This window comes from Corynebacterium sp. HMSC08C04, from assembly GCF_001807495.1.
GTDB classification, from domain to species: Bacteria; Actinomycetota; Actinomycetes; order Mycobacteriales; family Mycobacteriaceae; genus Corynebacterium; species Corynebacterium simulans.
This window is the reverse complement of the sequence record NZ_KV789230.1, coordinates 69,232-95,101: the sequence shown is the minus strand read 5'-3', so window position 1 is coordinate 95,101 and position 25,870 is coordinate 69,232. Positions and strand designations below refer to the sequence as shown.

Below are 25,870 nucleotides of genomic sequence, written 5' to 3'. Positions count from 1 at the left end.
CATCATGCGCTCACGCATTTTCTTCTGCGCTATCGGCCTTAGCGCTGTATTTTGTGCATCCTGTGCAAGCAAAGAAGTCACCATGGTTCCAGCTCAAGATATGAAACCGCTGGAAACACAAACATCAGAAAGCACCACGCCTTGGGCCCAGGGCTCCGCGCCACAACCGGCCACACGCTTAGCGCTAGATTCCGCGCAAGCGTCATCCAGCAAACACGAACCAAAGCCGAAAGAAACACCGAAGGCGCCCGCACCTGAGCAAGCTCCGCAAGAAAGCCAACTGGCCCCGCCACCAGAAGCACCGCCGCATTCACCCGATACGGTAACTATCCACGCACCTGCGCCGGCTCCGCCACCACGGCGTCCAGCACCCGCACCAGTTCCAGGCCTGCCAAAGCTGCCGGAATTTCATATGCCACCGCCACCGCCGCCACCAGCGCCGCCGCGGATTCCCACAAAGGTTCCGATTCCGCCGGAGGTACAACAGGGAATCGATCAAATCCCGAAGCCGCCACCACTTCCACGCCCGGAGGAAATCTACATCCCGCTGCCCTAGGCCACCGTTTTCAGGCCTACGATGCCGCCGATGATCATCGCCAGCCCACACGGTGTGGGCGGTACCGACGGGATACGAACCACGGCGCTCTTCCGGTGGCACACCGAAGTTGACTGCGCGCCCGCAAACAAAAATGGCACACTGGTTTCCATGAAAATCGCATTCCTTGGAACCGGCCGAATGGGCAGCGAGCTTGCCCGCCACCTGCTCAAATCTCACGAGGTTACGGTGTGGAACCGCACCGCTGAGCGCGCGCAGCCTCTCGTCGAAGAAGGCGCCAGCTTGGCAGATACCCCTGAAGAGGCGGTGAAAAACGCCGAGGTCATCATCACTTCCTTGTTTGGTCCTGATGACATTCGCGAGCGCATCATCGAGCCCGCGCTGATCCCCGCCGGCGTTACCTGGATTGACACCACCACCGTTTCCCCGGAGGCCGCACGCGAATTTGCCGCCGCGGTGGATTCCTATGTCCACGCACCAGTCGTGGGTTCCCTGGGCCCAGCCCGAAACGGCGAGTTGGGCGTCTATGTGGGCACGCCTGACGACGACCGTCGCGAGCTCGCCATGGACATCGTCGAGCCATGGGCCGGTGAGAACAAGCTGATCGGCGTCGAGTCCGCAGCTACCGCCGCCCTGGGCAAGCTGCTAGCCAACCTCGCATTGGCAGTAACCGCCGAGGGACTGCTGGAGGCACTGCAGCTCGGCGAATCCGAGGGCCTTGATTCCGAGGTCATCCTCGAGATGCTCGATATCACCGGCCTCGCGTTCATGAAGAACATGAAGGGCCCGTTCGTCACCGGCGAGCGCAATACCACTCCGGGCGACTTCACTGTCGATGCCCTCTGCAAAGACGCCAAGCTCATAGAGGCTACTTCTTCTAAGCCGCTGCCAGCAGTGCACGCCGCCATCGAACGCTTTGAGGAACAGCAGTCCATGGGCCACGGCGACCAGGACTTCTCTTCTATCTTTGTATTCCGCAACAAGGGCTAGCACGAGCTAGCGGTTGCCGACGATTTCGCGCAGCACCCGCGCCAGCTGCGCGTTATCGCCTGTGTCCTGGCTATGAAAACGTGCAGCGATGAACCGCTCACGCAGTTCACTATCAACGGCTAGGCGCTCCACGTCCAAGGCAAACCCAGCATTATCCACAAGGAACGCGAAAAAGACGGTCTGCGTGCGGGTGTTTCCCTCGCGGAAGCTGTGCACAACGTTGAGTTCACCCCACACTTCCGCCAGCTTCGGGACGAACTCCTCAAGAGTCATATCGCACAACAGGTTATCGCGGGCAAGACCAGCAAAAATCTTGTTCGCGGCCTTGGTCAGCTCTGGACCCGCTGGGTAATAAGCATGACCGGCCTTCACCATGAACTGGTCAGTAGGAGCCGTACGCTCCTGCCCCGCCCATTCATAAACATCCTGGAAAAGGTGGCGATGGATGGCTTTGAAATGCTGATAATCAAAATTCCCCTCTAGGGGCTCATGCTGTAATTCCGAGATTCGCAGGAATACCAGTTTTTCCTCGAGTAATCGGAGCTCCTCAGCATCAGTTGCCCCCAATAGATTCTTCAGAACCGTTGTTCCTGGAATGAAGTAATCTTTCCAACCCCCGCTCATTTTCCCCTGCTTACTTAAATGCCGTCCGGCGAACTTGGGCTATTGCGTCCTCAGCAGACACCGTGCCAGCGGCTACGCGGCGGGCCAAGTCACGAACTTTCGGGTCACTAACGTCATGGCCGGCCAAACGCATTGCTGCGTCTCCCAAGGCCAACTTGTTATCCCTCGGTTTATCAATTTCGGTGTCTATGAACTCATTAGCGGGCTGTGGAGTAACCATTCTTTTTCTCCCCCAAAATAGCTGTTTGACGCTAAATTTTAGCAGCTCAAGGTACCAAAACCAAGGTCTTGAAAGCCTGCAAGCAGCAGAATTGATAGCCTTGCCGCATGCTGAACATCGATGCCACTTACGGACATACCACAGCCCTCGGCCATCTTGCCCGCGAGTTTGCCCCGGGCCGCATGTACGGCCTCAAGGGAGCTAACGGCTCAGGCAAGTCGACGCTGCTCGCCACTCTCGGTGGCGAGCTCGCGGCTCTCGAGGGCACCGTCCGTGTTGATGGGAAGGAGGTGGGAACGAGGGCGTCGGCAAGCGCGGTGCTCACCGTGGCCGACCCAATCTTCCTACCGGACCTCACCGTGGGCGAGCACATCGATCTCATCGCCCGGACCACTGGCGTTGACTTCGCTGAAATCATCGAATTGTGGGCGCTTGAGGAGCTCCTACCTCACCCCGCCACGCGTTTGTCCGCGGGCCAGCGCCAGCGCGTTTTCCTGGCCATCCAGCTCTACCAGCCCGCGCAAGTGCTGCTTATCGACGAACCCGAGCGCCACCTCGACGCCGAGTGGACGCAATTCCTCAGCAGCGAACTGCGCCACCTGGCGAAAGAAGGTCGCTGCATCATCGTGGCGTCCCACTCGCCTACCGTCACCGATGCGTGCGATGAGTTGGTGGAGCTATGATGCCTGACACCAACTCTCGTACTGGCATGACACGGGCCCTGTCGAAGTTCGGTGACGTCGTTGGAGCGATCACCATGTTTGGATGTCTCCTAGGCGTACTTTTTGGCGTATGGCAATACGCCGCCGACTATTTGCCTTTCGTCGTAATTCGCACCGACGTTGCTCCTCTACAGACAACGGGCGGCATCCTGGGATTGCTGGCGCTGATTGCGCTTCTGGAGGCGCTGTTCCCGCTGCGTGGGATGTCAGGCCCTCGGTGGGTTTACCACCTCCGCCCACAAGGACGCCTGCGGGGCATGGATTCAATTTCAGTTCTGCAGCTGCTCGGGGCCACTGCACTCGCGTTGCTGCTTTGCGTGTCCCTCGGCGCATCTCCTCTATTCGCACTGGCAGCGCCAGCATTACGCATGGCCGTGGGCTGGCGTTCCTTCACCGTTGCGTCACTGCTCGCTGCTGGCCGTTCCCGCCAGGTGAGCAGTTCAGGTGTGAACCTGCTCGACTCTGAGGTCAGCTCCGACGCCCTAGCCAGCCAAAGCATGTGGTTGAAACCGCAGATCGGTTCGTCCGCTTCTTTAGCTGGTCTTTTCGCGCGCCGTCTAGGCAGGCGTTGGTACATCGGCGTCGGCGCACTGGCAGTTGCTGGTTTGAGCCTCGGGTTCGCACCGCACCTGGGTTCGCTGGGCATTCTTGCATTTGCCACCGCTTGGTCCATGGTGGGTGCGGCCGTAAGCCGCGCAGGTTCCTTTGGGCGAATCGTGGAAGGGCCTTGGGCAGAGTGGGGTCTTCCTATGAGCGCTGCGATAGGCACAGCGATTATAGGAACGGTCTTTGTTGCCATCGTGTGGCAGCTTTCACTTGCTGCACTTGCAGTCATCGCGGTAGGCCTGGCGTGGGCCGGCTACACCAGGTCCCGCCCTGCCCGCGTGACGCAAATGAGCATGGTCGATACGGGCGGTTTCGGTGCTTCCTTTTCCCCTGAAGTGGTGGGCTACTTAAGCCGCGGTTGGAAAGGCCTCGCAGTAGTGGCAGTGGCACTTTTCTTGTAATTCCATTTCCTCACAAACTATGGACACCACGCACGCACGCTGCTAACCTTCCTTGCCATGAAGATCCGCTCTTAATTCGAAGCTCACATCAACACCTCTGACTCGAAGGCGGATCGATCCATGCCTATTTCTTTCGCTGACCTCACCATGGTGTGGCCTGACGGCAAACCCTGTTTCGCGAATCTCAATGGGACTTTTAGCGCTCAGTTCACCGGACTCGTTGGCACCAACGGCTCGGGCAAATCAACGCTGGCCAAGGTGCTGGCCGGGATACTCGAACCAACCTCAGGTACCGTCAGTGCCCCTAGCGTCGGGTACCTCGACCAAGACTTAGGCCTGAAAGTCTCCGATACTGTTGCCGACGTATTCCACGCCCGTGAAGTATTGGAGGCCATCGAGCAAATCGAAGCGGGACACTACACCGACGAGCTCGTCGAGGTCGTGGGCGAGCGTTGGGACCTCAAGGAAAAAATCAGTGCTGCGCTCGCGGCGTCGGAATTGCCCATTTCCTTGGATCGCACAATCGGTAGCCTATCGGGCGGCGAGGCCGTTACTGTCGCGCTTACTGCGCTCTTTTTCTCCGAACCTGACGTGATCATTTTGGATGAGCCTACAAACAACCTTGATGCGCAGTCCAAGGAACTTCTCCTTAGTTTGATCGCTGACTCGCCGGCCCAGGTTTTGGTCATTTCACACGACCGCGATCTACTTAATCACGCAGATTGCATCGCCGAGCTCTACCACGGCTCATTACGCATGTTTACTGGGAACTACGCCTCCTATGAGGAGGCTATTGACCACGAACAGGACACCGCGCTTGCCGACGTCCACCAGGCCAAGGCCGCCTTACGCAAAGAAGTCCGCCAGCGGTCAGCAATGCAAACGCGGCTAGCCCGGGATGAGCGTCGCGGAAAGAAGTACGCGGCTTCCAAACGCAAGCCTCCTATCGCATTGGGCCTGGACAAGAATCGCTCTCAAAACACAGCTGCCAAGCGCTCGCACGAAGCAGCCCAATCAGTGGCAAGCGCACAGCAGGAGTACAACAAAGCTCAGCTGCGGCTACGCGACGATTCTGCCGTCCATATCGAGCTTCCGAACACTCAACTGCCTAACGCAACCCAAGTTCTCCGCAGTGAGCTACTCAGCATCGTAGGCCCTGAGCGCGTCCGACTCGCAGGTCCCAACGGTTCCGGAAAGACAACGTTCCTCAACCGCGTGGCAAACGGCGACGTCGACTACGCACTAGCCTGTGGCTACTTGCGTCAGCGCATCACGCTTCCAGAACACTTGAGTATGTGGGAATTGGTAACCGCAGCCAATCCAAACGAAGATCCGCAGTTCCTCCGCAATCAGCTAGCTAAGTTGTTGTTCCAAAACGATAGCGTTCATGCCCCGCTCGGGCAGCTTTCAGGAGGCGAGCGCTTTCGTGCCGAATGTGCGAGAGTCTTGCTTTCTTCTCCAGCACCTAAATTCCTCCTTCTAGACGAACCTACGAATAACCTCGACATCCCCACTGTTGACTGGCTGGTAGATGTGCTCTCTGCCTATCGAGGTGCATTCATCTTAGTGAGCCACGACGAAGATTTTTGTTCGCGTCTTTCGATTAACCGCACTGTAGAACTCTAATCGCTTTGTATCGCTACAAGTAACACAATCTGTGCTATAGTCACTAATACAACGTTGTATTAGTTGAACCAACACAGAAAGGGGGTCGGCATGTTCCTCACCCTCAATCCAGAATCAGGTGTCCCGCTTTTTACGCAGCTTCACGACGCCATCGTTTCTGCCATCGCACATGGCGAACTACGAGACGGCGACAAGCTCGATCCAGTACGACGCGTCGCCGCAGACTTCGGCATTAATCCCGCCACCGTCAAGAAGGCTTATGACAAGCTCGTCGCCGAAGGCCTAGCCGAAACCGCTGGGCGCTCCGGCACGGTGGTTCGCCCTGGAGCCCGCACCGACGCACAAAACCAACAACTCGTTGAGGGCCTTCAGCGCGCAGCCTTGCTAGCCCGCGCACAGGGCTTCAACGATTCCGAAATCCGTTCCCACCTCGACGCAATTTTGAAGGATTTGCCATGATTTTCGCCCTCCTCATGGCGGCCATGACCCTCGCCGTCACTTGGACCATCGCCACCATCCCCGCCATCGCTTCCCTGCCGCTTGGTGTGAGCGTGCCGCAGGACAAGCGCCAAGACCCACAAGTTCAAGCCGCACTGCGTTCCTACCGCACCAAGGTCTGGATCTGCGGCATCCTCACTACTCTGCTCACCCTTGCCGCATGGAAGTGGCCTATCGTCGCCGCTTTCTCCTCGCTCATCGTGGTAGTCGGCGCCATGTTTAGCTACGTCACGGCACGTCGCCGCATCATCGATGCAAAGGCCGCTGGCAAGTGGTACGACGAGGTAGAAACAGCGATTTCCGCACGCATCACTCGCACCAGCTTTACGGAATCGCAACTCGCAGGTCTCAAGACCACTGTGCGCTTTCCATGGATTAGCGTGCTCGGCTCCTTACTCGTCACCGCTGTCGGCGCAATCGTTGTTGCGATGCGCTGGGACAACATCCCAGAAACCATCCCAACGCACTGGGGTGCCGGCTTGCAGCCCGACGCCTGGAGCGACAAGTCCGTCCCGAGCGTCTTTATAGGAACTTTTGTATCCCTCGGATTAATCGCACTCTTTGCCGTAATTTTCTGGGCAATGGCCGCCTTCCCGTCGCACTCCCGCAACGACCGCTCCATCAAAGGTCAGCTGCGCAACGATGCAATCCTGGCAGCTTCTAACGAAGGCATCGGCCTGCTGTTGCTGGCTATGTGCGTCCCCCTCACTATTGACCAAATCGCCGGTCCGCTCCCCGAATTCAGTGACTGGCTGCCCGTAGGATTCTACGGCCTGCTCCTCTGCAGCATCCTCGGAGTCATCGCGCTCTTGGTCCTCATCGCTCTCCGGGCGAGCCAGCTTGACGACGCCCTGCGTGGTGTCAGCTTCCCTGACGAGGGCAAGGAATCGCCAGATAACGACGAGCACTACAAGTGGGGAATGTTCTACTACAACCCCGACGACCCAGCAGTCCTCGTGGACAAGCGCTTCGGCGTGGGCGTTACCTTCAACTTCGCCACTTGGCAGGCGAAGGCATTCATGGCCTTCATCCTGCTAGTGACAGTTGTCCTCTGCGCCCTACCGGCACTGGCCTAATTCGCGGGAACGATGGCCTAATCCGCGAGCGCGTCGACCAAGGTCTTCGCAAGCTTCTTGGAAGATTGCGGGTTCTGACCGGTGTAGAGATTGCCATCTACCACGACGTGCGAGGGAAATGGCAGCAGGCCCTTGTCGTAGTCCAAGCCTCGCGCCACCAGCTCATCCTCCATCGGGCCATGGCCGCCGGGATAGAACACGAGGTCATAATCTTCCTCGTTCTGGTCATGGAGGTCAGCCGGGTTCTCCAGGACATCGGAGAGCTCCGCAAGGCGAGACTTCAGCTTCTTGGCCGAAAGCGGATCGGTTCCGCCGGAGATGCTCAAAGAGATTTCATCAACTACTGGCTTGACCCCGCGCGGGGTCGCCACGGTGATGTCATATCCGGCCTCAGTAAAGATGTCATAAGGAGCGATGAACTCCTCTGCCCAGAAGCCGGTGGGGGTGCTCCGTGCCGTCTTTAAGAGTCCAGACACGGGCACCACTTAGAACCATAAGTACGTGAGTCATGCCGCCGCATCGTACCGATTGTGTGCGTGTGAGAGCTTGGCTGCTCTACTACGCGAGCAGCCGCTCAACGGCACCGCGTGCATCTGCCACAACGGCTGGCACGCCCACACCGCCGGACCACGCGCCGGTGGCCTCGATGCCGGGGACGTCGGCAAGCGCAGCGTGCGCTGCAGCGACGGTGTCCAGGTGGGTCTCGTCGTAGCGCGGGATGCCGCCGAACCAGCGTTGGGTGAAGATCTCGGATACACCTGCAGCGCGGCCATCGAAGCCGGTGATGTGCTGAAGATCGTCCAAAGCGTAATCAACCAGATCATCTTCCTCCGCGCGGACGAGGGCGTCGTCGCCGAAACGGCCGAAGGAAGCACGCACCAGCGCACCACCGCGTTCTGCCAGGTGCGGCCACTTACGCGAAGACAGCGTAAACGCTTTAGCGTGTACGTCCTTTTGATCCGTGCCCACCAAAATGCCGGTGTTATCCGGCAGGCGGTTGCCGTTCGGATCCGTGTCGGACTCAAACTTAAAGCCAACAACCACGGAACCGGCCAGTTTGACCTTCTTCAGCACGGCAGAAGCCGCAGGAGAAAGAGCCGGCAGAAGACGCGCGGTAGTGGGCGCCGGGGTAGCAAAAAGCACGCGGTCATAAAGGCCGGCCTCGTTCGGTGCGCCCTTGACGCGGAAGCCCTCGGACTCACGGGTCACGCCGGAGATAAAGGAATCGAGGTGAATATCGGCGCCGGACTTTTCCGCGAGCGCCTCGTAAACCTCAGCGTAGCCGCCGCGGAAAGTCTGGAAAGGCGCCCCCTTGCCCGGGGTGCGTGGGCGTGCCTGCTCCATTGCGCGGACGGCGTCGGAAAGCTTGACCGGGCCATCAGCTGCGAGCTTATCCAAGCTAGCGGCCAGCGCCGGGATCGTGGCGCGCAGGCCCAAGTCATCCGCAGTGCAGGAATAGACGCCACCCAGAAGGGCGGAGACCACGTGGTCCACCACGTCGTCACCAAACTGCTGACGGACCAGCTTGCCCACCGAAACATCGCCGCCGATTTTCCACTCGAAAGGCTCTTCATTGTCGATACGGCGCGCGGTCTCCGCAGAGACCAGCGGAGCGATGGACTCAGACGAGGACGGGATGCCCATCATGCCGCCGGAAGGCAGGGACTGCAGCTTGGAATCGACGTAGACCAGCGGGGATAGACCCGAAGGAGAAACAAAGGAATCCGCCAAGCCCAGCTTGGTGAAAAATTCCACTACTTCTTCGTTGCGGGCTAAGAAAGCCTCGGCTCCCATGTCTGTTGGGCCGTCGTTAAACGGAACCGTGTAAAGCTTGCCGCCGATGCGGCCCTCAGCCTCATACACGTCCACCTTGTGCCCAGAGTCACGGGAGGCAATCTCCCACGCTGCCGTAAGGCCTGCCAGGCCAGCACCAATAATCGCGATCTTCATTAGCCCTCCTCGTGGATGATAGAGACGGCGCGGGTAACAGCCTCCGCCTCTGTGGTTGGCAAAACTCCGTGGCCAAGATTCCAGATATGCGTATCGATGTCGCCGGCTGCTTGGGCTGCCGCGACCTCGCCCTTGATGGTGCGCACCGCGCTGCGAATGGCGTCGTCGCCAGCAAAAAGCAGCGCAGGATCCAGGTTGCCCTGCAAAGTGCGCGCGCTCACGCGCTTGGCTGCGGCATCCATGGAGACGCGGTAGTCCACACCCATGACTTCAGAGCCGGCCTCGGACATCGCGCCGAGCAGCTCGCCCGTTCCCACGCCGAAGTGGATGCGCGGGATGCGGCCTTCCGCGGCCTTCAAAATCTCCGTGGAATAAGGAAGCACGAACTCGCGGTAGTCGCGCTCATTGAGGTAGCCCGCCCAGGAATCAAAAAGCTGCATCGCATCGATGCCCGCTTCCATCTGCAGTTGCAGGAAGTTGATGATGGTCGGCGTCAGGCGCTCCATCAGTGCGTGCCAGGTCTGCGGCTCCGCATGCATAAGGGCCTTTGTCTTCTCGTGGTTCTTGGAAGGACCACCCTCCACCAGGTAGCTGGCCAAGGTAAATGGGGCGCCGACGAAACCGATAAGCGCCTGGGTCTCGGTCAGCTCATCCAAGATGATGGCGATGCCATCGCGAACCTGCGGAACATCAGTGTCCAGGATGGGCAGCTTGGCGACGTCCTCTTTGGTGCGCACTGGCTGTTCCATCACTGGCCCGCGGCCAGGCACGATGTCCACGCCGACGCCAGCGGCCTTGAGCGGCACGACGATATCGCTGAACAAAATCGCGGCATCAACGTCGTGGCGGCGCACCGGCTGCAGGGTGATCTCAGCGAGCAGCTCCGGCATGAAGCACGAGTCGAGCATGTCGATGCCCTCCCGAACCTTGCGGTATTCCGGCAGGGAACGCCCTGCTTGACGCATGAACCACACGGGCGGACGGGACGGCGTGCGGCCAGCGGCGGCATCGATGAGAGGGGCGTTTTTAGTTCGTGACATGGTCTTCATTATGAATCAAAAGTTGGATTTAAATCTAGTTAGCTCTGCCTTGGACAGGCCCGCGAGCTAGAAGCGCGGATTACGCTCGCGCATAAACTGGTTCGAATCCGGGCGATAGAGCAACAACAACGCCACGGCCAGCACAACCGGGATGGCCACTAGGCCGAGCCCGCCCACGCCCAAGGCCATGGCGGCAATGTTGACAAACAAGCTAAAGGCAATCGCGATGGTGATGATCCGACGCGACCACTTGGAGCCATGCGGCAGTTGCGGCGCGCACAGCGCCATCACGAGCGCACACACGATGTTAGAAATAGCCACGAAGTTGCGGTTGCGGGACAAATAATCAGCAACCTGCTTTGAGGCAGCGACTTCTTCCGCGCCAGAGTCACCGAACATGCCAATCATGCCGGAAACCAGCATGATGATCGCCGCAATCACGAGCACCCAGTAGGCAAAGCGCAGCGACTTCGGCGCGCCGCCGGCACCCGCGGTGTCTACTTCGGACTGCTTGTTTCCAGCCTGCTTGCGGCCAGCGCGGTTGTAGTCCACCGGACCTGGGCGCGATGGGTCGCCCTTAGGCTGGCCACTTCCCTGGCCAGGGAACATGCTTGTCATCGGCGCGGCTCCTGCTCATCCTTGCCAGCCTTCGCATCCTGCTTTTGCTGTTGCTGCTTTTCCATCAGCTCTTTGCGCTCCTGTTCGCGGCGCTCGCGTTCCTTCTCGCGGCGCTCCTGCGCCAGCTCTTGCTCCAGCTTGCGCATCTGCTCCAGCTCGCCGGTGTAATCCAGCGTCTCTTCCTTAAGCGAGAAGATAAGGCCCATTACTGCTCCGACACCAACCAGGATTTGGATGATGCCATCGCCGGCAATCAGCCAGTCCGGCGCCTCATTGCCCGCGGGCGTGGCGAGGAAGACTAGGAGCGTGCGGAAGGCAAAGAAGAGGGAGAACGCGAACCACAGGCGGCGTCCGGTTGCCGCGGCTTTGCCGCCCTTGTTGAGTAAGTGCAGCATCACTGCGAGAACGACGATGATAACCAGCGAGAGCACGGAGGAAAATGCCACCGAGCCATAGCCGATTACCTCAATCAAGGAATCAGAGACCTTCTGACCAGAGTCCTGCGCGGCTTCCTCCGCCGTCTGGCGTGCCTGGGCAAAAAGCACCGAGCGATTCAGCAACGTCATCACCAGGTTCAAAATCTGGTGAATGACCTCCAAAGCCAGCGTGCCCGCCCACAGCTTCAGCATGAGGTTTACGGCCTCCGTGCGCTCCTTCGGAGCCTGCGGCGGCTTGGCATTACCTGCCTGCGGCGCCCCACGGTGCTGCGGCGCATGCTGCGGGTTTTGAGTCTCCGTTCGCTCCTTCGGAGCCTGCTGCGGCTGTGGAGGTTGCTGATTCTGAGGGGGCTGAGGGGAAGCCGGAAGTGTCACAAAATTCCTTATGTACTGTATATTCGCGAAAAATTGGCCAGTGGCCGCGGAAAGAAAGAAGCGGCTACTTCAGCAAACGAGCGGCGTCGGTGGCGAAGTAAGTAAGGATCTGATCCGCACCGGCGCGCTTGAATGCGGTCAAGGACTCCAGCATAACGGCCTCTCCATCAATCCAGCCATTTTGCGCAGCGGCCTTAATCATCGCGTACTCACCAGAAACCTGGTAAACCGCAACCGGCACGCTAGAGCGCTCAGCCGCAGCGGCCAGCACATCGAGGTATGGCAGGCCCGGCTTGACCATGACGAAGTCAGCGCCTTCCTCAATGTCCAAGTCGATCTCCAAAAGGGACTCGCGGAAGTTGCGCGGATCCTGCTGGTAGGTGCGGCGATCTCCTTCTAGGGAGGAGCCCACGGCATCGCGGAACGGGCCAAAGAAGGCAGACGCGTATTTTGCGGAATAAGCCATGATGGCGACGTCTTCATGGCCGGCTTCGTCAAGCGCCTCACGGATGGCGGCAATCTGGCCGTCCATCATGCCGGAAGGGCTAACCATGTGAACACCCGCGCGAGCCTGCGAGCGAGCCATGTCTTGGTACAGGCTGACGGTCTCATCGTTGAGTACGCGTCCGGATTCATCGAGCATGCCGCAGTGGCCGTGCGAGGTGAACTCATCCAGGCAAGTATCTGCCATAACGATGAGGTCATCGCCAAACTCCTGGCGCAGCTCCGCAATGCCGCGGTTCAAGATACCCTCCGGATCCCAGGCAACGGAGCCGGTGGCATCCTTGTCTTCCTCCCGCGGAACGCCAAAGAGGTCAACACACTTAACGCCCGCATCGAGCGCTTCATGGGCAGCGCGCTTGAGGGAATCGAGCGTGTGCTGATAGACGCCCGGCATGGAAGTAATTTCCTGCGGCTTATCGATGCCGTCCATGATGAACATCGGCAGGATCAGATCCGCAGGTTGCACGGAAGTCTCCGCGACCAATTCGCGGAAAGCAGCAGACTGGCGCAGGCGGCGGGGACGGCGAACAAGGCTCATGAGTATTTCTCCCTAGAGGTCTTTTTCTTTGCCTCGCCAGTCTACTCATACTTTAGTTGCAGACTAACCTTGCCCCGCTGCCAGACGGATGCGGCAGACTTAAGCAGACTTGGTCGCCTTCTTACGCGAGCGGCGCTTCTTCCGCGGTGCCGGCAGGTTGCCCGCAGCGCGCAGGGCGGCAACGTGTTCAGCCAGGGCGTCGATAAGCGCTGGCACCTCAGCAACCTCCGGGACCACGTCGACGCGCAGGCCCAGCTCTTCGGCGGCGGCCTTCGTGGAAGGGCCGATGCAGGCGATGATGGTGCGCGCGTGCGGCTTGCCGGCGATGCCGACTAGGTTGCGCACGGTAGAGCCCGAGGTAAAGGCCACGGCGTCGAAGCCGCCGGACTTGATCATGTCGCGGATCTCCGCCGAAGGAGGGGCGGCGCGCACGGTGCGATAAGCCACGACGTCATCAACGTCCCAGCCCAGCTCCTCCAGGCCGGTAACCAGGGCATCGCCCGCAATGTCCGCCCGCGGCAAAAGCACACGGCCCACAGCGTCGATGTCTTCGACATAGTTCGGGAAGACCTCGACCAAGCCCTCAGCGTTTTGCTTGCGCTTATTCGGCAGCAGCTCCGGGACCATGCCCTTGGCGCGGATGGCATCGGCGGTCTTGGTGCCAACGGCGGCCAAGTGAACGCCGGCGAAGTCGCGGGCATCCAGGCCCAGCTCCGCAATCTTGTTCCACACTGCAGAAACCGCATTCACGGAGGTAAACACGATCCATTTGTAGCGGCCTTCCACGATGCCCTTGATAGCGCGATCCATCTGCGCCGGGTTGCGAGGCGGCTCCACCGAGATAGTCGGCACAGACTGCGGGATGGCGCCATAGCCGGCCAAGCGCGCGGACATGGCAGCTGCCTGCTCCTTGGTGCGTGGCACCAGCACGCGCCAGCCATAGAGCGGACGATTCTCCCACCAGGAGTACTTGGAACGATCGTCAAAGCTGCGCCCCAAGGTCACCACGAGGTCGCCGGGCAACTCGGCGTCGAGCTTGCCCAAAGTTCCCAAGGTGGTCTCATGCGTGCGCTGCAGACGGGTGGTGCCGTGAACAGTCACGTAAGCCTCAATGTCCGCAGACATGCCGCGCTCGATGAGCTCCCGGGAAATCACCGAAAGGTCGGCGGCGGTTGCCTGCAGTACCAGCGGCTGGGTAGCGCTTGCCAGCGCATCCCAATCAGCGCCTTCAGTAATATCCGCCTCGGTATAAGTAGCGCCCAAAGCCAGACCAGCGAAGGAAGGAACGGTAGAAGGCAGGGACATGCCGGGTACTACCTGGAACTCCAGGCCTTCGGCGGCCACGGCCGAGATTTCTTCCTTGATGGACTCGCGATTGAGCGGATTACCGCTGACTAGGCGGATGACGTCAAGTCCATCGGCTTCTACCAAGCCTTCGCGCAGTTGCGCCACGATGTCTTCAGATTGCGGCGCATAAAATACCGCTGCCGTTGGCGGAGCAGGACGCGGCGGCTTGCGGCGCGCGCCAGCCTCCTTGGCCTCCGCACAGATGCGCGCGTACTCTTCTTCCGCGGCGTCGAGAAGCTCCTGCGGTACGGGAACTGCGCGCGCGACGACGTCGCGGATTCCGGAGGAAACCTCTTCATCGACGATTGCGATTGCGTTCGCCTCGAGAACCTCGCGGGCGCGGACGGTCAACAGGTCAGGATTGCCTGGGCCGGCGCCTACAAAAACGACTTTTCCCAGTTCAGACTGAGTGTCCGGCACAGCGTTGCTCATAAGGTTCTTTTCTACGTTTGGGCCTCAGGCACCACGCACGGACATGATCGTGCGCGGCGAAAACCCTGCGACCAGCGGGCGGTGTTCTTCACAGCGTATTAACGGCCAAAATCCCAGGCCAGAAGTCCTGGGATCAAATTAAGGGGGGCCGAATCATTGGAGGCCAATGATTGTGTGCTAGATACACCTTAAATTATCAAGGCCTAAACAAAAAAATTAGTTACCCAGCAGCTCGGCTGCGCCACGGGAGAAAAGCTCCTCAGATACAGCGCTGCCCAGTGCCGCAGCATCGTTCAGGGAACCGGAAGCGGTGGCCAGAAGTTGGCGAGAGCCGTCAAGCGCGAATACGCCGCCACGAACGGTGAGCTTATCGCCGTCCACCTCGGAGGTAGCTGCTACCGGAGCGGTGCAGCCGGCCTCTAAGCGGGAGAGCACGGTGCGCTCGCCCAGTGCGGCCGCAGTTGCTTCCTCATCAATGAGGGTTTCGATGGCACAGGCAGCCGCAGAATCCTTGACAGCCTCGATGGCCAGCGCGCCCTGCGCCGGGGCCGGCATGAAGTCTGCAGGCGAGAAAACCTCGGTGGCACGGTCCTGATAATCGGCGCGCACCAACCCGGCATAGGCCAGCACCACGGCATCAAGCTCGCCGGAGGTTACCTTGCCCATGCGGGTATCGATGTTGCCGCGCAACGGCTGGATGTCCAGGTCCGGGCGCACCGCCTTAAGCTGGCTGATGCGCCGCGGCGCCGAGGTACCCACGCGCGCGCCCTCCGGCAGCTGCGCCAAGGTAAGTCCATCGCGCGCCACGAGCGCCTCGCGCACGTCTTGCCGTTCCGGGACGACGAGGAGGAAGCGTTCGTCCGCTGCCGTGGGCAGATCCTTGAAGGAGTGCACCGCGATATCGCATTCGCCGGCATACAGCGCCTCGCGCAGCGCCTGGGTAAATACGCCCACACCGATGCGCTCGACCGGCGCCATGTTGACGTCACCGTGAGTGGTGACGATGTGGAGCTCAGACGCAAAGCCCTTGGCCGCCAGCCAATCGCGCACGTGGCCGGACTGCGTCGTAGCGAGCTTGGAACCGCGGGTACCGATCTTGAACATATTTTTAAAAGTTTCCTCTAATTAGTGCTTTGTTCTTGGCTCTTTTTGACTTCGCTCAAGGCTGGCAGATCCTCGACGTCTACGGAGACGCCGCTGCCTTCTAACTGCAGACCGAACAGCTCCTGCAGCGCCCTTTCATGGCTGACCGATCCGGAGTTAGCAGCCAACTGCTTAGCTCGCACCGTCGGCTCGTGCAGTAGCTTGTCCACCACGCGTTTGAGGGCACGGGAGACATCATCCATCTGCTTTTCATCCAGTTCCGGGTGCTTTTGGTTCAGGCGGGCGACTTCGCATTCGACGAGGTCGGCAGCGCGGCGTCGCAAAGCGGATACTGCGGGAACGACGTCGCGCACGCGCTGTGCGGAAGCATAGGATTCAAGCTCCTCGTTGACGATGCGGCGAGCCTGCGCGTGCGGGCTCGTTCCTGCAGCGATGTCGGTGTCAGCGGCGTTGAGCGAGCGGCTCAGGCGCTCGATGTTAACCAGATCAACGTTATCGATGTCCGCCGCGGCATCATCGATGTCACGCGGCAGGGAAAGGTCGACGAGCATCAGGGCCTTGCCTTGTGCGCCGTGCTTGGCGACGTCGCTTTCAGTAATGGTGAAGTTCTGCGCGCCGGTGGCAGAAATCGCCATGTCTACCTGTCCTAAAGCCTGGGCACGCTCGCCAAAGTCAATGACCTCAGCGCGCACGCCCGCCTCATGCGCATGGGAGGCAAGGCGCTCGGCGCGCTCGCGGGTGCGGTTAGCGATGACCAGCTGGGCGCCTAATCGTCCCGCGTGGGTGGCGGCCAAAGAAGCCATGGCGCCCGCGCCCAGGATAAGCACGCGCTGGCCCTGCAGGTTCTCCTGCCCCATGCGCTGTAGCGCCTGGTCAAAGGCAAAGGAAACCATCGAGGAACCGGCCTCGTCGATGTTGGTCTCAGTGTGCACGCGCTTACCGGTGTGCAGTGCGGACTGCGCCAAAGCGTGCAGTCGTGCGCCGACCGTGCCCTGGTCCGAGGCCGATTGATAAGCCGCACGCACCTGGCCGATGATTTGTTGCTCGCCCATGACCATGGAATCAAGACCGGAGGTCACCGTCATCAGGTGCTCGGCCGCGGCATCGGCGTAGCGCACGTACAGGTAGCGGCGCAGGTCCTCCTCCGGAACCCCGGAAACCTCAGCCAGCACGTGCACCACGTCCTGGACACCGGTGTGGAAGGAATTGGTGACCGTGTAGACCTCCATTCGGTTACACGTGGAGATGATCATGGCCTCGGAAAGAGATTGTGCAGAAACCAGCTCCCCGCAAGCGGTGTTTTGCACCGCGTCATCCATGCTTAGTTTCTCCAGCAGCGCTACTGGTGCCGACTGGTGGGACATGCCCACGACGAGCACACTCATGCACAATCCTCCACTTTCAGATCAACCCTTTGATTGACATAAATCAACCAAAAGCCTAATAGTTTATCCGGCTTTTGCCGAACTAAGGCTGTGCTAATTAGGGGCTAATTAGGACTAATTAGGGCTAGCCGCAAGCTCGGCTGCGAGCTCTTCGTTGTCTACTTCCCAGCAGGAGAACTCTTCTCCGTCAATGACTACAACGGGCACACGGTCGCCGTATTCCATTGCCAATTCTTGGTCTTCATCAACGTTGCGGATATAAAAATCCGCTCCGGCGGCTTCTACTACTGGGGCAATTTGCTCCCGTACCCTAGCGCAAGAACCGCAGGTAGTACGAACCATCAACTCTACGACACGGCGCGACATATCCCTATTTGCTCCTGACTTTGGCGCTTTATAAAAAGACGCCATTGGTCGAAAGGTTTACTATGGACACGATAGTCCGCCTCCCCGTCGAAAGCTGCATGCGTACCCGTGTCCTCTGCGTCCCCCACCCCACCCGGAATGCCCGATTCTCCCCGCGACTTCCTCGCGAATTGGACCGCCAGCCGGGGAAATCTACGCAATTTTCTTGAGAACCAAGCATTAGCGCCGCTTGACGACGACGCACAAAAGACCGCTGGTGAGGCTGCTGCACGCGCTGCGGTGGATAGCATTTTCGGCCTCGACCTAGAGTCCTATCACTCGGGCGTGGATTCCGTGCAGGGTTCTTTTGAGTCCGCCGGCGCGAAGAAGATCACCCAGCCGGATCCGGATGTCCCACAAGACGCCGGGGCCGCGGCCTTCTTCGACGTGGACAACACGCTGATTCAGGGCTCTTCCCTGGTTGCTTTCGCCTTTGGGCTCTACCGCAAGCGCTACTTCAAGCTCCGGGAAATCCTGCCCATTGCGTGGAAGCAGTTGAAGTACCGCGTCTCGGGCAGTGAAAATGCCGACGATGTCGCCGCTGGCCGCGTGCAGGCCTTGGACTTTGTCAAAGGCCGCTCGGTAGAAGACATGGTGGCACTGTGCGAGGAAATCGTCGATGCTTCCCTGGCCCGCCGTGCATATCCGGGAACCAATCAGCTGGCGCAGCTGCACGTGGCCGCGGGCCAGCAGGTCTGGCTAGTAACCGCGACCCCGGTACAGCTGGCCCAGGTGCTGGCAAAGCGTTTTGGCTTCACTGGTGCGCTCGGCACCGTGCCTGAGGTAAAAGACGGCAAGTTCACCGGCCGCCTGCTGGGTGATATCCTGCACGGCCCTGGCAAGACCCATGCCGTCGCGGCACTGGCCACCATTGAAGGCCTCGACCTAGAGCGCTGCACCGCCTACTCGGACTCCGTCAACGACGTACCAATGTTGTCGATGGTTGGCACCGCCGTAGCGATTAACCCCGACTCCAAGCTACGCGACGTCGCCGAAGACAACGGCTGGCTCATCCGCGACTACCGGTCTGTGCGCAAAGCCGTGCGCGCCTACGGCCTTCCTGCCCTGGCCACCGCAGCCTTCTCTTATGGCGGCTGGCGCTGGATAAGAAAGTAGCGCCTTTGCGACAAAAAGGCCCCGGCTCCCTTTCGGGAAACCGAGGCCTAAATGTTTACTTGCCAAGCTTACGACGCTGAACGCGGGTGCGGCGCAGCATCTTGCGGTGCTTCTTCTTGGACATGCGCTTACGGCGCTTCTTGATGACAGAACCCATAGTAGGTTTCCTCACTTTCGAGATCAGTACGTACTAAACCTGCCAGCCACAGCCTGGAAATGGCCGCTAAGGTGCACTTCTCAGCAACCCCACGCTTTGCGAACAAGGCGTGGAAGACGCAGGACCGCTGGCACGAATGGTGACTATCTTACCCAGTCGGGGCCTACGTACCAAAAAAGACAGTGCCCACCACCGCAGACCAAGCTGGTCAGCAGAGGTGGACACTGTCGAAGGCGCGAGTATTTTAAGCTCCGTAAACGGAAGCCTCGAGGTACTCGTTAACCGCAGACTCGTGAACGCGGAAAGAGCGTCCAACGCGAACTGCCGGCATTTCGCCTGCGTGAACCAAACGGTAGACAGTCATCTTGGAGACTCGCATGATTTCTGCGACCTCGGCGATGGTCAAAAAGGTTCCCTTATCTTCATTAGCCATAGTTTATCTAACCCTTCAGCCCGTGACGCGCTGTAGGCTTCCCCTCCCACAGGACATTCACGCACGTGCTCGTACCAGCCTATCGTGAAACCTGTGACTAATGCGACCCAAGAGCCAAATTTTTTCCCAGGTGTCCCCCAGCTCTCGCCAAACTCCCCGCGCAACTGGTGTCACACGAGGATCGGCCGCTCTGATTTTTGGTCCACATTGGGGACACCCGTGCTGCTAGGAAGCCTTTAGCCAAGCTCCTTGGCACGCTGTGCGCATGCTTCTGCCGCGCGGTAGAACGCGCCACGCAAGCCGGACTCCTCCAACTCGCGCACTGCTGCCGCAGTCGTGCCGCCTGGGGAGGTAACGCCAGCACGCAACGCGAGCGGCTCACGGCCGGACTCGACGAGCATGGCACCGGCACCAGAAGCCGTCTGGGTGGCCAGCTTCGTCGCAACGTCACGGGTAAGACCCAGCTGCACGCCGGCGTCGACAAGCGCCTCAACAACAAGGAAGAAATAAGCCGGCGCGGAACCCGCCAACGCTGCGGCTGCATCGATGTCCTTTTCAGCAACGACTGCTACTTCACCGACGGCACCCAGAAGCTCCACAACGCCGTCGAATTGCTCCTCACTGACGTGGGTGCCCGCGGTAGCCGTGCTCATGCCCTTGCCCACCAACATCGGCGTATTCGGCATAACGCGCACAACCGGCACTCCGTCACCGGCAGCGGCCTCCAGCTTTTCTAACTGGATGCCAGCAGCCAGGGACACTGCGACAGCGCTTGTAGGAATCTCTGCTTCTGCGAAGACCTCTTCAATGGCATAAGGCTTCACGCAGCCAAAGACGAAGTCTGCATCCTTCACAGCCGCCCTGTTATCGCTCAAGGTCTTAACGCCGTAGGTCTTTTCCATATGCGCGCGACGATCCTCGCTGCGGTTAGTCACGACGATGTCCGCACCGTCATAGCCAGCGTTCACGAGGCCCGAAACGAGGGCCTCACCGATTTGTCCTCCACCAAGTACTGCAATTTTTGCCATGCCAACCACAGTGCCAGAAAGCCTGCGGCCAGGCCACCTTGTTACCCGCTCCTTTACACCTTGGGCTTAGTCTCCTCGCTGTCGATATACAAAAGCGCACCGCCTGCTTTAAGAGCTAAGCGGTGCGCTTTATAAGGTGCGATGAATTTTCGCCTACATAACGATGAGCAGCGGGCCGAAGGTCAGTACGAGACCAACGAAGGCAGCCAGCGCCATCGAGGCGCCATCACGATTGGTACGCAGCACGTGCACCAGAGCAACCATGAGAGCGGTTACAGCAACGGCCAAGATGGCAACGATGGAGCGGGAGAAGCTATCCCAGAGAATCTCGAAGCCCTTGAAGACGATTGCGCCGAGCACGATTCCTACGAGAGCAAGCAGCAAAACAGAGAACGGATTGAGCTTCTCATCATCTTCCTCGTAATCCGCATCAGACTCAGTCTCAAGCAAGTCCTTCTCCTGCGCCTTTACCGGAACGCTGTTGCCCATTTCCGCGCCAGCGCCCGCCGCAGTGGTACCAGCAGCCGCAGTGGTTGCCGCAGCAGCCTTAGGAGCCTTGCTGTCGTCCTTGGAATCAGCCTGCGCAGGCTTAGCATCTTCAGCGTCCTGCTTTGCCTCAGGCTTGTCCGTTACGCGCTTGATAACGCGGGTGTCATCGGTAGAAGGCTGGGAAGCCTTGTCCGCGGCCTGCTTTTCATCCTGCTCCTGCTTTGGGGCAGGGATGACTGGAGCGGTTTCGTCGATGGAGACATTCGAGTGCTTCGACTCGGCCGGAGTTGCCTTTACTTTTTCCAGGTTGCCGGTGAGCTCGGCAACCGAGACGCCACCGTCTTCCAAACTACGGCGGCGGCGACGGCGTGAACCGCCCTCAGAATCAGCACCAGCGCGCTCCTTCGAGTTACGGGCGAGGAGCTCCGCTACTGTCAACTGTTTTTCGTCAGCCACGTTTATTTCCTATTCCAGTCCCTTATCGGTTCGTCGCAGAATTACGCCTTCGCGGAGTGCCCAAGGGCAGATCTCCAGCTTCTCAATACCCAAGGCACGCATGCTTGCCTCAGCCACCAATGCGCCAGCGACGATTTGATGCGATCGGTTAGAACTTACCCCTTCGAGGTCTGCTCTGTCTGCTGCGGTCATGCGGGAGATGAATGAGATGAGCTGACGAAGGCCCGGTGCGGTCAGCGTACGCTTTACATAAGGGCCCGCAGAAGACGGTGCGGCACCGGTAAGTCGCGCCAGCGTACGGAAGGTTTTTGAGGTACCCACAGCAAGCCCCGCGGTACCCATTGCACGCATCTGATCGGTCACTGGTACCAATTCCGCATCAATGTAGTCGCGGAGCATATTGACCTTGGCCTTCTCAGGCGGATCGGTGTCGAACCAATTGTGGGTCAAGCGGCCCGCGCCCAGGTCCAGAGAAAATGCCAAGTCGGGATGCTCATCAGTACCGGTGGAAAGCTCCAACGAGCCACCGCCGATGTCCAAGTTGGTGATGCGACCTGCAGACCAGCCGTACCAGCGGCGCACGGCCAGGAACGTCAGACGTGCTTCTTCCTCGCCAGAGAGGATCTCCAGACGTACACCCGTCTGCTTTTCCACCTGATCAAGCACGTACTCAGAGTTCGGGGCAGAACGCACTGCCGAGGTAGCAAAAGCAATGAAGTCATGACAGCCCAACTTTTGCCCCAGCTCGTTTGCTTCAGCAACCGCCGAAATCAGCTTCTTCAAGCCTTTTTCGTGGATGTTGCCGTCCTTATCCAACTGCTCCACAAGACGCAGCGGAGTCTTCCAATCGCTCATCGGAGTCGGGCGTCCACCCGTAGCGGCGTCAACCGCAACGAGGTGAACAGTGTTGCTTCCGACGTCTAATACACCTAATCGCACACTCCTAGAGTAGTAGGTCTACCGTGGTTAGGTGTGAATCGCCCGAAATCTAGCTCAAAAAATAACCCAGATTCTCACACGGTTTATCTCGGTTTTCCCAGCTCTTCCCCCGCTGCCTCCTCGATCCTTGCAGGCCGCGAGGAGGCACCCGATTTCCCACGGGAATGGTTCGAATTCACCAATCCGGCGGACCCCCACCATGTCTTTTCAATCGATCTCACGTGGGTCGAATCGCACTACACGTGTCAGTTCGGCACCGCGGCTTGCCACGGCATCGATGCCAGCCAACCCGACGTCGGATGTTGCGTCCATGGCGCGTACATGGCTGATGAAACGGATCGGGAGCAGCTTTACGACGCCGTCGAGCGCATGCCAGACAAGTACTGGCAGCTACGCCCAGCTGGGGTAGATAAATACCTTTCCGCCGAAGACCCCACCGAGCTAGAACCCTGGCTCGTATGGGACGAGCTCGACGGGGACGACGGGGAACCAGAGCCAGCACTTAAAACGCCTATCGTCGATGGCGCCTGCATCTTTGCCAACCGCGCGGGTTGGGCCACCGGCGCGGGCTGCGCACTGCATCAGTGGGCAATGGCAGAAGGCGAAGAGCTGACCGTGGTCAAGCCGGAAGTGTGCTGGCAGCTGCCGCTGCGCCGCCATGAGGAATATGAAGAGCGCCCAGACGGCCAGGAAATTCTGCGCACCACCATCGGCGAATACGATCGCCGCGGTTGGGGCGACGGCGGAGAAGACTTCGATTGGTATTGCTCCGCTGATGCGTCCTGCCATACCTCGCCGGACCCCATGTGGCTCTCTCAGAAAACCGAGCTCATTGCCCTTATGGGCGAGGAATGCTACGAAATCCTGGCTGCTCACTGCTCCGCCCGAGCCGAAGCAGCCAAGGCTGGCGTTAACCTCACGCGGCACCCGGCCAGCGTGAAGGCCAACGCTTACTAAGGCGCCTATTAAAGATCGAACTTGTAGCCCAGACCGCGCACCGTCACCAGGTGCTGCGGGCGGGAAGGCTCCGCCTCGATCTTCGAGCGCAGGCGCTTGACGTGCACGTCTAGTGTCTTGGTATCGCCCACATAGTCAGCGCCCCAAATACGATCAATCAGCTGGCCGCGGGTAAGAACGCGTCCTGCATTACGCAGCAGGTACTCCAGCAGGTCGAATTCCTTCAGCGGCATCGAGACTGCCTCGCCGTCGACAGTGACGGTGTGACGCTCAACGTCCATGCGTACGCGACCGCCCTCAAGAATCTGCTCGTCGAACTCCTCCTGCGGAGCCTCAGAAGCAGAGTCTTGGCCGCGGCGCAGAACCGCGCGAATACGCGCAATCAGCTCACGGGAAGAATAAGGCTTGGTCACATAATCGTCCGCACCCAGCTCGAGGCCGACGACCTTATCAATCTCCGAGTCACGCGCCGTGACCATGATGACTGGAACCGAGGACGTCGAACGCAGCTGCTTGCACACATCGGTGCCGGACATTCCCGGCAGCATGAGATCCAGAAGAACGATGTCGACGGAGTTCTTCGCAAACTCCTCGAGGGCGGTCGGACCATCCGGTGCGAGGATGACGTCAAAGCCCTCCTTGCGCAGAAGGAACGCTAGTGGATCGGCCAGCGACTCTTCATCTTCAACGATGAGGATGTTGGTCATTGTGCTTTGTCCTTTCGACGTGCGGCTACGCGAGCGACGGCACGAGGAAGCCCAGGCGCAGCTGAGCTGACGGCACCATCTACTTCATTATCCTGATTCTCTACGTTATCCGCTGCAGTTTCGTCTTTGTAAATAGGTAGCTCGATCGTGAAGGTCGAGCCCGTGCCCGGCCGCGACCACAGCTTGATGTTGCCACCGTGGTTGGCCACAACGTGCTTAACGATAGCCAGTCCCAGACCCGTGCCACCGGTCTGGCGCGAGCGAGCTTTATCCACGCGGAAGAAGCGCTCGAAGACTCGCTTTTGGTCCTCCGGGGCGATACCGATTCCGCGGTCAGTCACGCGCACGAGCACGATATCGGTACCGACGATCTTGAGGGTCACCGACACCGGCATCTCATCCGGCGAGTAATGGATTGCATTGGAGATGAGGTTGGAAATAGCGGTGATAAGCAGCGCCTTATCGCCCTTGACCTGCACTCCCACCGGCTTGCCGCGGGTAAGTTCATTCTGATGTGAATCGGCTGCCAGCTGATTGCGGGAGATTGCTTCATCCACCAATTCATCAAGATTTAGCGGCTCCATCTCCGGCAGCGCCTCCGCACCTTGAAGCTTGGAAAGCGCGATCAGCTCGTTGACCATATCCGCCATGCGGTTGGCTTCTTTTTGTAGTTTGCCACCGAAGTATTCCACGGTTTCAACGTCAGCCGGGTCATTGAGCAGAGCCTCCGCCAGCAATGCGATGCCGCCGACAGGGGTCTTAAGCTCGTGGGAGACATTCGCCACAAAGTCGCGGCGAGCGGCTTCCATGCGCACAGACTCCGATTCGTCGGTGCCGTAGACGATGACGAAGCGGTCGTCGTTAAGCGTCAGCGGCTTAACCACCGCCAGCACCTGAGTCACTCGGTTACCGGTACGGCGCTTCGGAATGGAAAGGTCAAGCGAGCGCGTTTCCTTGTCCGCGAAGACCTCCTCCGCGACCTTCCAGATATCCGGATTAACAGTGCGATCATGGACCAAAGACATCTCATGGGCTGAAGGATTAGAAAGGATGACCTCCTTCGAGCGCGAGAGAACCGTGATGCCTGTCGGCGCGCCTTGGATAGCCAAGTGCAAAACCTGGCTCACGGTAGTGACTCTGTTGGAATCAGCATCATTAGATTTGCGGAAACGCTCGATGCGCCCGCGCACCCAAGAGATCACCGGTAGAGCGAAGGCGCAAACCACCACGCCGGCTAGAAAAGCTAAAAGTAATTCCACGTATCTATTACCAGTTAAAACAAAACAATCCCCAGGGAGTATAGACCCCCGGGGAATTGTACGCAGTACTTCAAAAGCTCTTACTTGCCGCCCTGCGCCGCAACCGCTGCGGCGCCGGCAGCAGCAGCTTCCGGATCCAGGTAGGTGCCGCCTGGGTTCTGGACGCTGCCGTCTTCCGCAATCTCGTAGACCAGCGGAATGCCCGTAGGAATATTCAGGCCAGCGATGTCTTCGCCAGAGATGTTGTCCAGGTGCTTGACCAGCGCACGCAGGGAGTTGCCGTGTGCGGCGATGAGAACGACCTCGCCCTTCTTGGCGCGTGGGAGGATCTCCTCCTCGAAGTACGGAACGAGGCGCTCGACGACGTCCTTCAGGCATTCGGTGCGCGGGACCTGCTCCAGGTCCCCGTAGCGCGGGTCGGCGCTCTGGGAGTACTCGGAGGAATCTTCCAGCTCTGGCGGCGGGGTGCCGTAGGAACGGCGCCATGCCATGAACTGCTCTTCGCCGTACTTGTCCTTAGTCTCTGCCTTGTTCAGGCCCTGCAGAGCGCCGTAGTGGCGCTCGTTGAGGCGCCAATCGCGCACGACCGGGATCCAGTGACGGTCTGCCGCGTTAAGCGCAATGTTTGCGGTGCGGATAGCACGGCGCAGCAGTGAGGTGTAGAGAACCTCCGGCAGCAGGCCCTTTTCCTTCAGCAGCTCGCCGCCGCGCTTTGCTTCTGCCTCGCCCTTTGCGGTGAGGTCCACGTCGACCCAACCGGTGAACTGGTTGGATTCGTTCCACTGGGATTGTCCGTGTCGAAGAAGAATAAGCTTTCCTTGAGTCATGCCTTCAAGCATGCCAGTTTTTAATAGTCCGCGCTGCAACTTTTAGCC

Annotated in this window: 28 protein-coding genes and 1 pseudogene; 8 read left to right on the top strand and 21 right to left on the bottom strand. The window is 59.5% G+C overall.

Annotated features, from left to right (window positions below):
• Positions 1-326: 326 nt before the first annotated feature.
• A complete protein-coding gene (locus HMPREF3169_RS13465; protein WP_268751111.1) occupies positions 327-458 on the bottom strand; it encodes a hypothetical protein in 132 nt (43 codons plus the stop codon).
• Positions 459-706: 248 nt separating this feature from the next.
• On the opposite strand from HMPREF3169_RS13465, the gene HMPREF3169_RS11955 reads away from it, so the two are divergent.
• Positions 707-1,546, top strand: coding sequence for an NAD(P)-dependent oxidoreductase (locus HMPREF3169_RS11955; RefSeq protein WP_070432523.1), 840 nt, complete (start codon positions 707-709; stop codon positions 1,544-1,546).
• Positions 1,547-1,552: 6 nt separating this feature from the next.
• Here HMPREF3169_RS11955 and HMPREF3169_RS11950 read toward each other — a convergent pair whose 3' ends face one another.
• Together HMPREF3169_RS11950 and HMPREF3169_RS11945 are read right to left on the bottom strand one after the other, a co-directional pair.
• A complete protein-coding gene (locus HMPREF3169_RS11950; protein ID WP_049063784.1) occupies positions 1,553-2,170 on the bottom strand; it encodes a Fic/DOC family protein in 618 nt (205 codons plus the stop codon).
• Positions 2,171-2,180: 10 nt separating this feature from the next.
• A complete protein-coding gene (locus tag HMPREF3169_RS11945) occupies positions 2,181-2,390 on the bottom strand; it encodes a hypothetical protein (RefSeq protein WP_049063782.1) in 210 nt (69 codons plus the stop codon).
• Positions 2,391-2,497: 107 nt separating this feature from the next.
• On the opposite strand from HMPREF3169_RS11945, the gene HMPREF3169_RS11940 reads away from it, so the two are divergent.
• The 5 genes from HMPREF3169_RS11940 (at position 2,498) to HMPREF3169_RS11920 (ending at position 7,319) form a co-directional block, all read left to right on the top strand.
• Complete coding sequence (locus HMPREF3169_RS11940; RefSeq protein ID WP_061920381.1) at positions 2,498-3,073, top strand: ABC transporter ATP-binding protein; 576 nt, start codon at positions 2,498-2,500, stop codon at positions 3,071-3,073.
• A complete protein-coding gene (locus HMPREF3169_RS11935; protein ID WP_246815642.1) occupies positions 3,073-4,119 on the top strand; it encodes an ABC transporter permease in 1,047 nt (348 codons plus the stop codon). The genes HMPREF3169_RS11940 and HMPREF3169_RS11935 overlap by 1 nt, the downstream gene beginning before the upstream one ends.
• 120 nt (positions 4,120-4,239) lie before the next feature.
• Positions 4,240-5,745 (top strand): ABC-F family ATP-binding cassette domain-containing protein, encoded by a 1,506-nt coding sequence (locus HMPREF3169_RS11930; RefSeq protein ID WP_061920378.1) that lies wholly within the window; start codon positions 4,240-4,242, stop codon positions 5,743-5,745.
• Between the two features lie 90 nt (positions 5,746-5,835).
• Positions 5,836-6,204: a GntR family transcriptional regulator gene (locus HMPREF3169_RS11925; RefSeq protein WP_061920376.1), complete on the top strand. Its 369-nt coding sequence runs from the start codon at positions 5,836-5,838 to the stop codon at positions 6,202-6,204.
• Positions 6,201-7,319: a DUF5808 domain-containing protein gene (locus HMPREF3169_RS11920; RefSeq protein ID WP_061920374.1), complete on the top strand. Its 1,119-nt coding sequence runs from the start codon at positions 6,201-6,203 to the stop codon at positions 7,317-7,319. The genes HMPREF3169_RS11925 and HMPREF3169_RS11920 overlap by 4 nt, the downstream gene beginning before the upstream one ends.
• A 17-nt stretch (positions 7,320-7,336) precedes the next feature.
• Here HMPREF3169_RS11920 and HMPREF3169_RS11915 read toward each other — a convergent pair.
• The 10 genes and pseudogenes from HMPREF3169_RS11915 to HMPREF3169_RS11870 all read right to left on the bottom strand — a co-directional run bounded on the left by HMPREF3169_RS11915 (position 7,337) and on the right by HMPREF3169_RS11870 (position 17,415).
• Positions 7,337-7,829: pseudogene (locus HMPREF3169_RS11915) on the bottom strand (type 1 glutamine amidotransferase domain-containing protein).
• 48 nt (positions 7,830-7,877) lie between these two features.
• Positions 7,878-9,269 (bottom strand): protoporphyrinogen oxidase, encoded by a 1,392-nt coding sequence (locus HMPREF3169_RS11910; protein WP_070456813.1) that lies wholly within the window; start codon positions 9,267-9,269, stop codon positions 7,878-7,880.
• Positions 9,269-10,309 (bottom strand): uroporphyrinogen decarboxylase, encoded by a 1,041-nt coding sequence (gene hemE, locus HMPREF3169_RS11905; RefSeq protein WP_070456830.1) that lies wholly within the window; start codon positions 10,307-10,309, stop codon positions 9,269-9,271. The genes HMPREF3169_RS11910 and hemE overlap by 1 nt, the downstream gene beginning before the upstream one ends.
• Positions 10,310-10,375: 66 nt before the next feature.
• Positions 10,376-10,927 carry a tellurium resistance protein TerC gene (locus tag HMPREF3169_RS11900; RefSeq protein WP_070456810.1) on the bottom strand — a complete coding sequence of 184 codons (552 nt, stop codon included), beginning with the start codon at positions 10,925-10,927 and terminating at the stop codon, positions 10,376-10,378.
• Entirely contained in the window at positions 10,924-11,739 is an 816-nt protein-coding gene (locus tag HMPREF3169_RS11895) for an MFS transporter (RefSeq protein WP_246815641.1), read from the bottom strand. Before HMPREF3169_RS11895 ends, HMPREF3169_RS11900 begins: the two co-directional genes overlap by 4 nt.
• A gap of 64 nt (positions 11,740-11,803) precedes the next feature.
• Entirely contained in the window at positions 11,804-12,781 is a 978-nt protein-coding gene (hemB, locus tag HMPREF3169_RS11890; protein WP_070456808.1) for a porphobilinogen synthase, read from the bottom strand.
• Positions 12,782-12,880: 99 nt separating this feature from the next.
• Positions 12,881-14,560, bottom strand: coding sequence for a bifunctional uroporphyrinogen-III C-methyltransferase/uroporphyrinogen-III synthase (locus tag HMPREF3169_RS11885; RefSeq protein ID WP_061920362.1), 1,680 nt, complete (start codon positions 14,558-14,560; stop codon positions 12,881-12,883).
• A 216-nt stretch (positions 14,561-14,776) separates the two neighbouring features.
• Positions 14,777-15,664: a hydroxymethylbilane synthase gene (hemC, locus tag HMPREF3169_RS11880; RefSeq protein ID WP_061920360.1), complete on the bottom strand. Its 888-nt coding sequence runs from the start codon at positions 15,662-15,664 to the stop codon at positions 14,777-14,779.
• A 17-nt stretch (positions 15,665-15,681) separates the two neighbouring features.
• Positions 15,682-17,049, bottom strand: a complete 1,368-nt coding sequence (locus HMPREF3169_RS11875) for a glutamyl-tRNA reductase (protein WP_061920358.1) — start codon at positions 17,047-17,049, stop codon at positions 15,682-15,684.
• Positions 17,050-17,163: 114 nt separating this feature from the next.
• Positions 17,164-17,415 carry a glutaredoxin family protein gene (locus HMPREF3169_RS11870; RefSeq protein ID WP_061920356.1) on the bottom strand — a complete coding sequence of 84 codons (252 nt, stop codon included), beginning with the start codon at positions 17,413-17,415 and terminating at the stop codon, positions 17,164-17,166.
• A 138-nt stretch (positions 17,416-17,553) separates the two neighbouring features.
• Between HMPREF3169_RS11870 and HMPREF3169_RS11865 the strand changes: the two genes are divergently transcribed.
• A complete protein-coding gene (locus HMPREF3169_RS11865; protein ID WP_061920387.1) occupies positions 17,554-18,570 on the top strand; it encodes an HAD-IB family hydrolase in 1,017 nt (338 codons plus the stop codon).
• A gap of 55 nt (positions 18,571-18,625) precedes the next feature.
• On the opposite strand, the gene HMPREF3169_RS12870 is transcribed toward HMPREF3169_RS11865, so the two are convergent.
• The 5 genes from HMPREF3169_RS12870 to HMPREF3169_RS11845 all read right to left on the bottom strand — a co-directional run bounded on the left by HMPREF3169_RS12870 (position 18,626) and on the right by HMPREF3169_RS11845 (position 22,072).
• Positions 18,626-18,727, bottom strand: a complete 102-nt coding sequence (locus HMPREF3169_RS12870; RefSeq protein WP_003855542.1) for a 30S ribosomal protein bS22 — start codon at positions 18,725-18,727, stop codon at positions 18,626-18,628.
• 244 nt (positions 18,728-18,971) lie between these two features.
• On the bottom strand, positions 18,972-19,160 hold the full coding sequence (locus HMPREF3169_RS11860) for a helix-turn-helix domain-containing protein (protein WP_005527601.1): 189 nt from the start codon (positions 19,158-19,160) through the stop codon (positions 18,972-18,974).
• 236 nt (positions 19,161-19,396) lie between these two features.
• A complete protein-coding gene (gene proC, locus HMPREF3169_RS11855; RefSeq protein ID WP_061920354.1) occupies positions 19,397-20,188 on the bottom strand; it encodes a pyrroline-5-carboxylate reductase in 792 nt (263 codons plus the stop codon).
• Positions 20,189-20,341: 153 nt separating this feature from the next.
• On the bottom strand, positions 20,342-21,133 hold the full coding sequence (locus tag HMPREF3169_RS11850) for a Yip1 family protein (RefSeq protein WP_061920352.1): 792 nt from the start codon (positions 21,131-21,133) through the stop codon (positions 20,342-20,344).
• Positions 21,134-21,142: 9 nt separating this feature from the next.
• Positions 21,143-22,072 carry a Ppx/GppA family phosphatase gene (locus HMPREF3169_RS11845; protein ID WP_083286129.1) on the bottom strand — a complete coding sequence of 310 codons (930 nt, stop codon included), beginning with the start codon at positions 22,070-22,072 and terminating at the stop codon, positions 21,143-21,145.
• 33 nt (positions 22,073-22,105) lie between these two features.
• Between HMPREF3169_RS11845 and HMPREF3169_RS11840 the strand changes: the two genes are divergently transcribed.
• Positions 22,106-23,029: a DUF3109 family protein gene (locus HMPREF3169_RS11840; RefSeq protein WP_070432521.1), complete on the top strand. Its 924-nt coding sequence runs from the start codon at positions 22,106-22,108 to the stop codon at positions 23,027-23,029.
• Between the two features lie 8 nt (positions 23,030-23,037).
• Here HMPREF3169_RS11840 and HMPREF3169_RS11835 read toward each other — a convergent pair whose 3' ends face one another.
• From HMPREF3169_RS11835 to HMPREF3169_RS11825, 3 genes are all read right to left on the bottom strand, one after another.
• A complete protein-coding gene (locus HMPREF3169_RS11835) occupies positions 23,038-23,736 on the bottom strand; it encodes a response regulator transcription factor (protein ID WP_061920346.1) in 699 nt (232 codons plus the stop codon).
• A complete protein-coding gene (locus HMPREF3169_RS11830) occupies positions 23,733-24,995 on the bottom strand; it encodes a sensor histidine kinase (RefSeq protein ID WP_070432520.1) in 1,263 nt (420 codons plus the stop codon). The genes HMPREF3169_RS11835 and HMPREF3169_RS11830 overlap by 4 nt, the downstream gene beginning before the upstream one ends.
• A gap of 80 nt (positions 24,996-25,075) precedes the next feature.
• Positions 25,076-25,822 carry a phosphoglyceromutase gene (locus HMPREF3169_RS11825; protein ID WP_070456825.1) on the bottom strand — a complete coding sequence of 249 codons (747 nt, stop codon included), beginning with the start codon at positions 25,820-25,822 and terminating at the stop codon, positions 25,076-25,078.
• Positions 25,823-25,870: the final 48 nt, after the last annotated feature.

Bases quoted from the DNA above. Each gene is read 5' to 3' on its own strand.
- HMPREF3169_RS11825 (WP_070456825.1), bottom strand. From the start codon at position 25,822: ATGACTCAAGGAAAGCTTATTCTTCTTCGACACGGACAATCCCAGTGG.
- HMPREF3169_RS11910 (WP_070456813.1), bottom strand. From the start codon at position 9,269: ATGAAGATCGCGATTATTGGTGCTGGCCTGGCAGGCCTTACGGCAGCG.
- HMPREF3169_RS11940 (WP_061920381.1), top strand. From the start codon at position 2,498: ATGCTGAACATCGATGCCACTTACGGACATACCACAGCCCTCGGCCAT.
- HMPREF3169_RS11885 (WP_061920362.1), bottom strand. From the start codon at position 14,560: ATGAGCAACGCTGTGCCGGACACTCAGTCTGAACTGGGAAAAGTCGTT.
- HMPREF3169_RS11950 (WP_049063784.1), bottom strand. From the start codon at position 2,170: ATGAGCGGGGGTTGGAAAGATTACTTCATTCCAGGAACAACGGTTCTG.
- HMPREF3169_RS11935 (WP_246815642.1), top strand. From the start codon at position 3,073: ATGCCTGACACCAACTCTCGTACTGGCATGACACGGGCCCTGTCGAAG.
- HMPREF3169_RS11925 (WP_061920376.1), top strand. From the start codon at position 5,836: ATGTTCCTCACCCTCAATCCAGAATCAGGTGTCCCGCTTTTTACGCAG.
- HMPREF3169_RS11865 (WP_061920387.1), top strand. From the start codon at position 17,554: ATGCCCGATTCTCCCCGCGACTTCCTCGCGAATTGGACCGCCAGCCGG.
- HMPREF3169_RS11900 (WP_070456810.1), bottom strand. From the start codon at position 10,927: ATGACAAGCATGTTCCCTGGCCAGGGAAGTGGCCAGCCTAAGGGCGAC.
- hemB (WP_070456808.1), bottom strand. From the start codon at position 12,781: ATGAGCCTTGTTCGCCGTCCCCGCCGCCTGCGCCAGTCTGCTGCTTTC.
- hemC (WP_061920360.1), bottom strand. From the start codon at position 15,664: ATGTTCAAGATCGGTACCCGCGGTTCCAAGCTCGCTACGACGCAGTCC.
- HMPREF3169_RS11870 (WP_061920356.1), bottom strand. From the start codon at position 17,415: ATGTCGCGCCGTGTCGTAGAGTTGATGGTTCGTACTACCTGCGGTTCT.
- HMPREF3169_RS11875 (WP_061920358.1), bottom strand. From the start codon at position 17,049: ATGAGTGTGCTCGTCGTGGGCATGTCCCACCAGTCGGCACCAGTAGCG.
- HMPREF3169_RS11835 (WP_061920346.1), bottom strand. From the start codon at position 23,736: ATGACCAACATCCTCATCGTTGAAGATGAAGAGTCGCTGGCCGATCCA.
- HMPREF3169_RS12870 (WP_003855542.1), bottom strand. From the start codon at position 18,727: ATGGGTTCTGTCATCAAGAAGCGCCGTAAGCGCATGTCCAAGAAGAAG.
- HMPREF3169_RS11930 (WP_061920378.1), top strand. From the start codon at position 4,240: ATGCCTATTTCTTTCGCTGACCTCACCATGGTGTGGCCTGACGGCAAA.
- HMPREF3169_RS11860 (WP_005527601.1), bottom strand. From the start codon at position 19,160: ATGGCTAATGAAGATAAGGGAACCTTTTTGACCATCGCCGAGGTCGCA.
- proC (WP_061920354.1), bottom strand. From the start codon at position 20,188: ATGGCAAAAATTGCAGTACTTGGTGGAGGACAAATCGGTGAGGCCCTC.
- HMPREF3169_RS11945 (WP_049063782.1), bottom strand. From the start codon at position 2,390: ATGGTTACTCCACAGCCCGCTAATGAGTTCATAGACACCGAAATTGAT.
- HMPREF3169_RS11955 (WP_070432523.1), top strand. From the start codon at position 707: ATGAAAATCGCATTCCTTGGAACCGGCCGAATGGGCAGCGAGCTTGCC.
- HMPREF3169_RS11920 (WP_061920374.1), top strand. From the start codon at position 6,201: ATGATTTTCGCCCTCCTCATGGCGGCCATGACCCTCGCCGTCACTTGG.
- hemE (WP_070456830.1), bottom strand. From the start codon at position 10,309: ATGTCACGAACTAAAAACGCCCCTCTCATCGATGCCGCCGCTGGCCGC.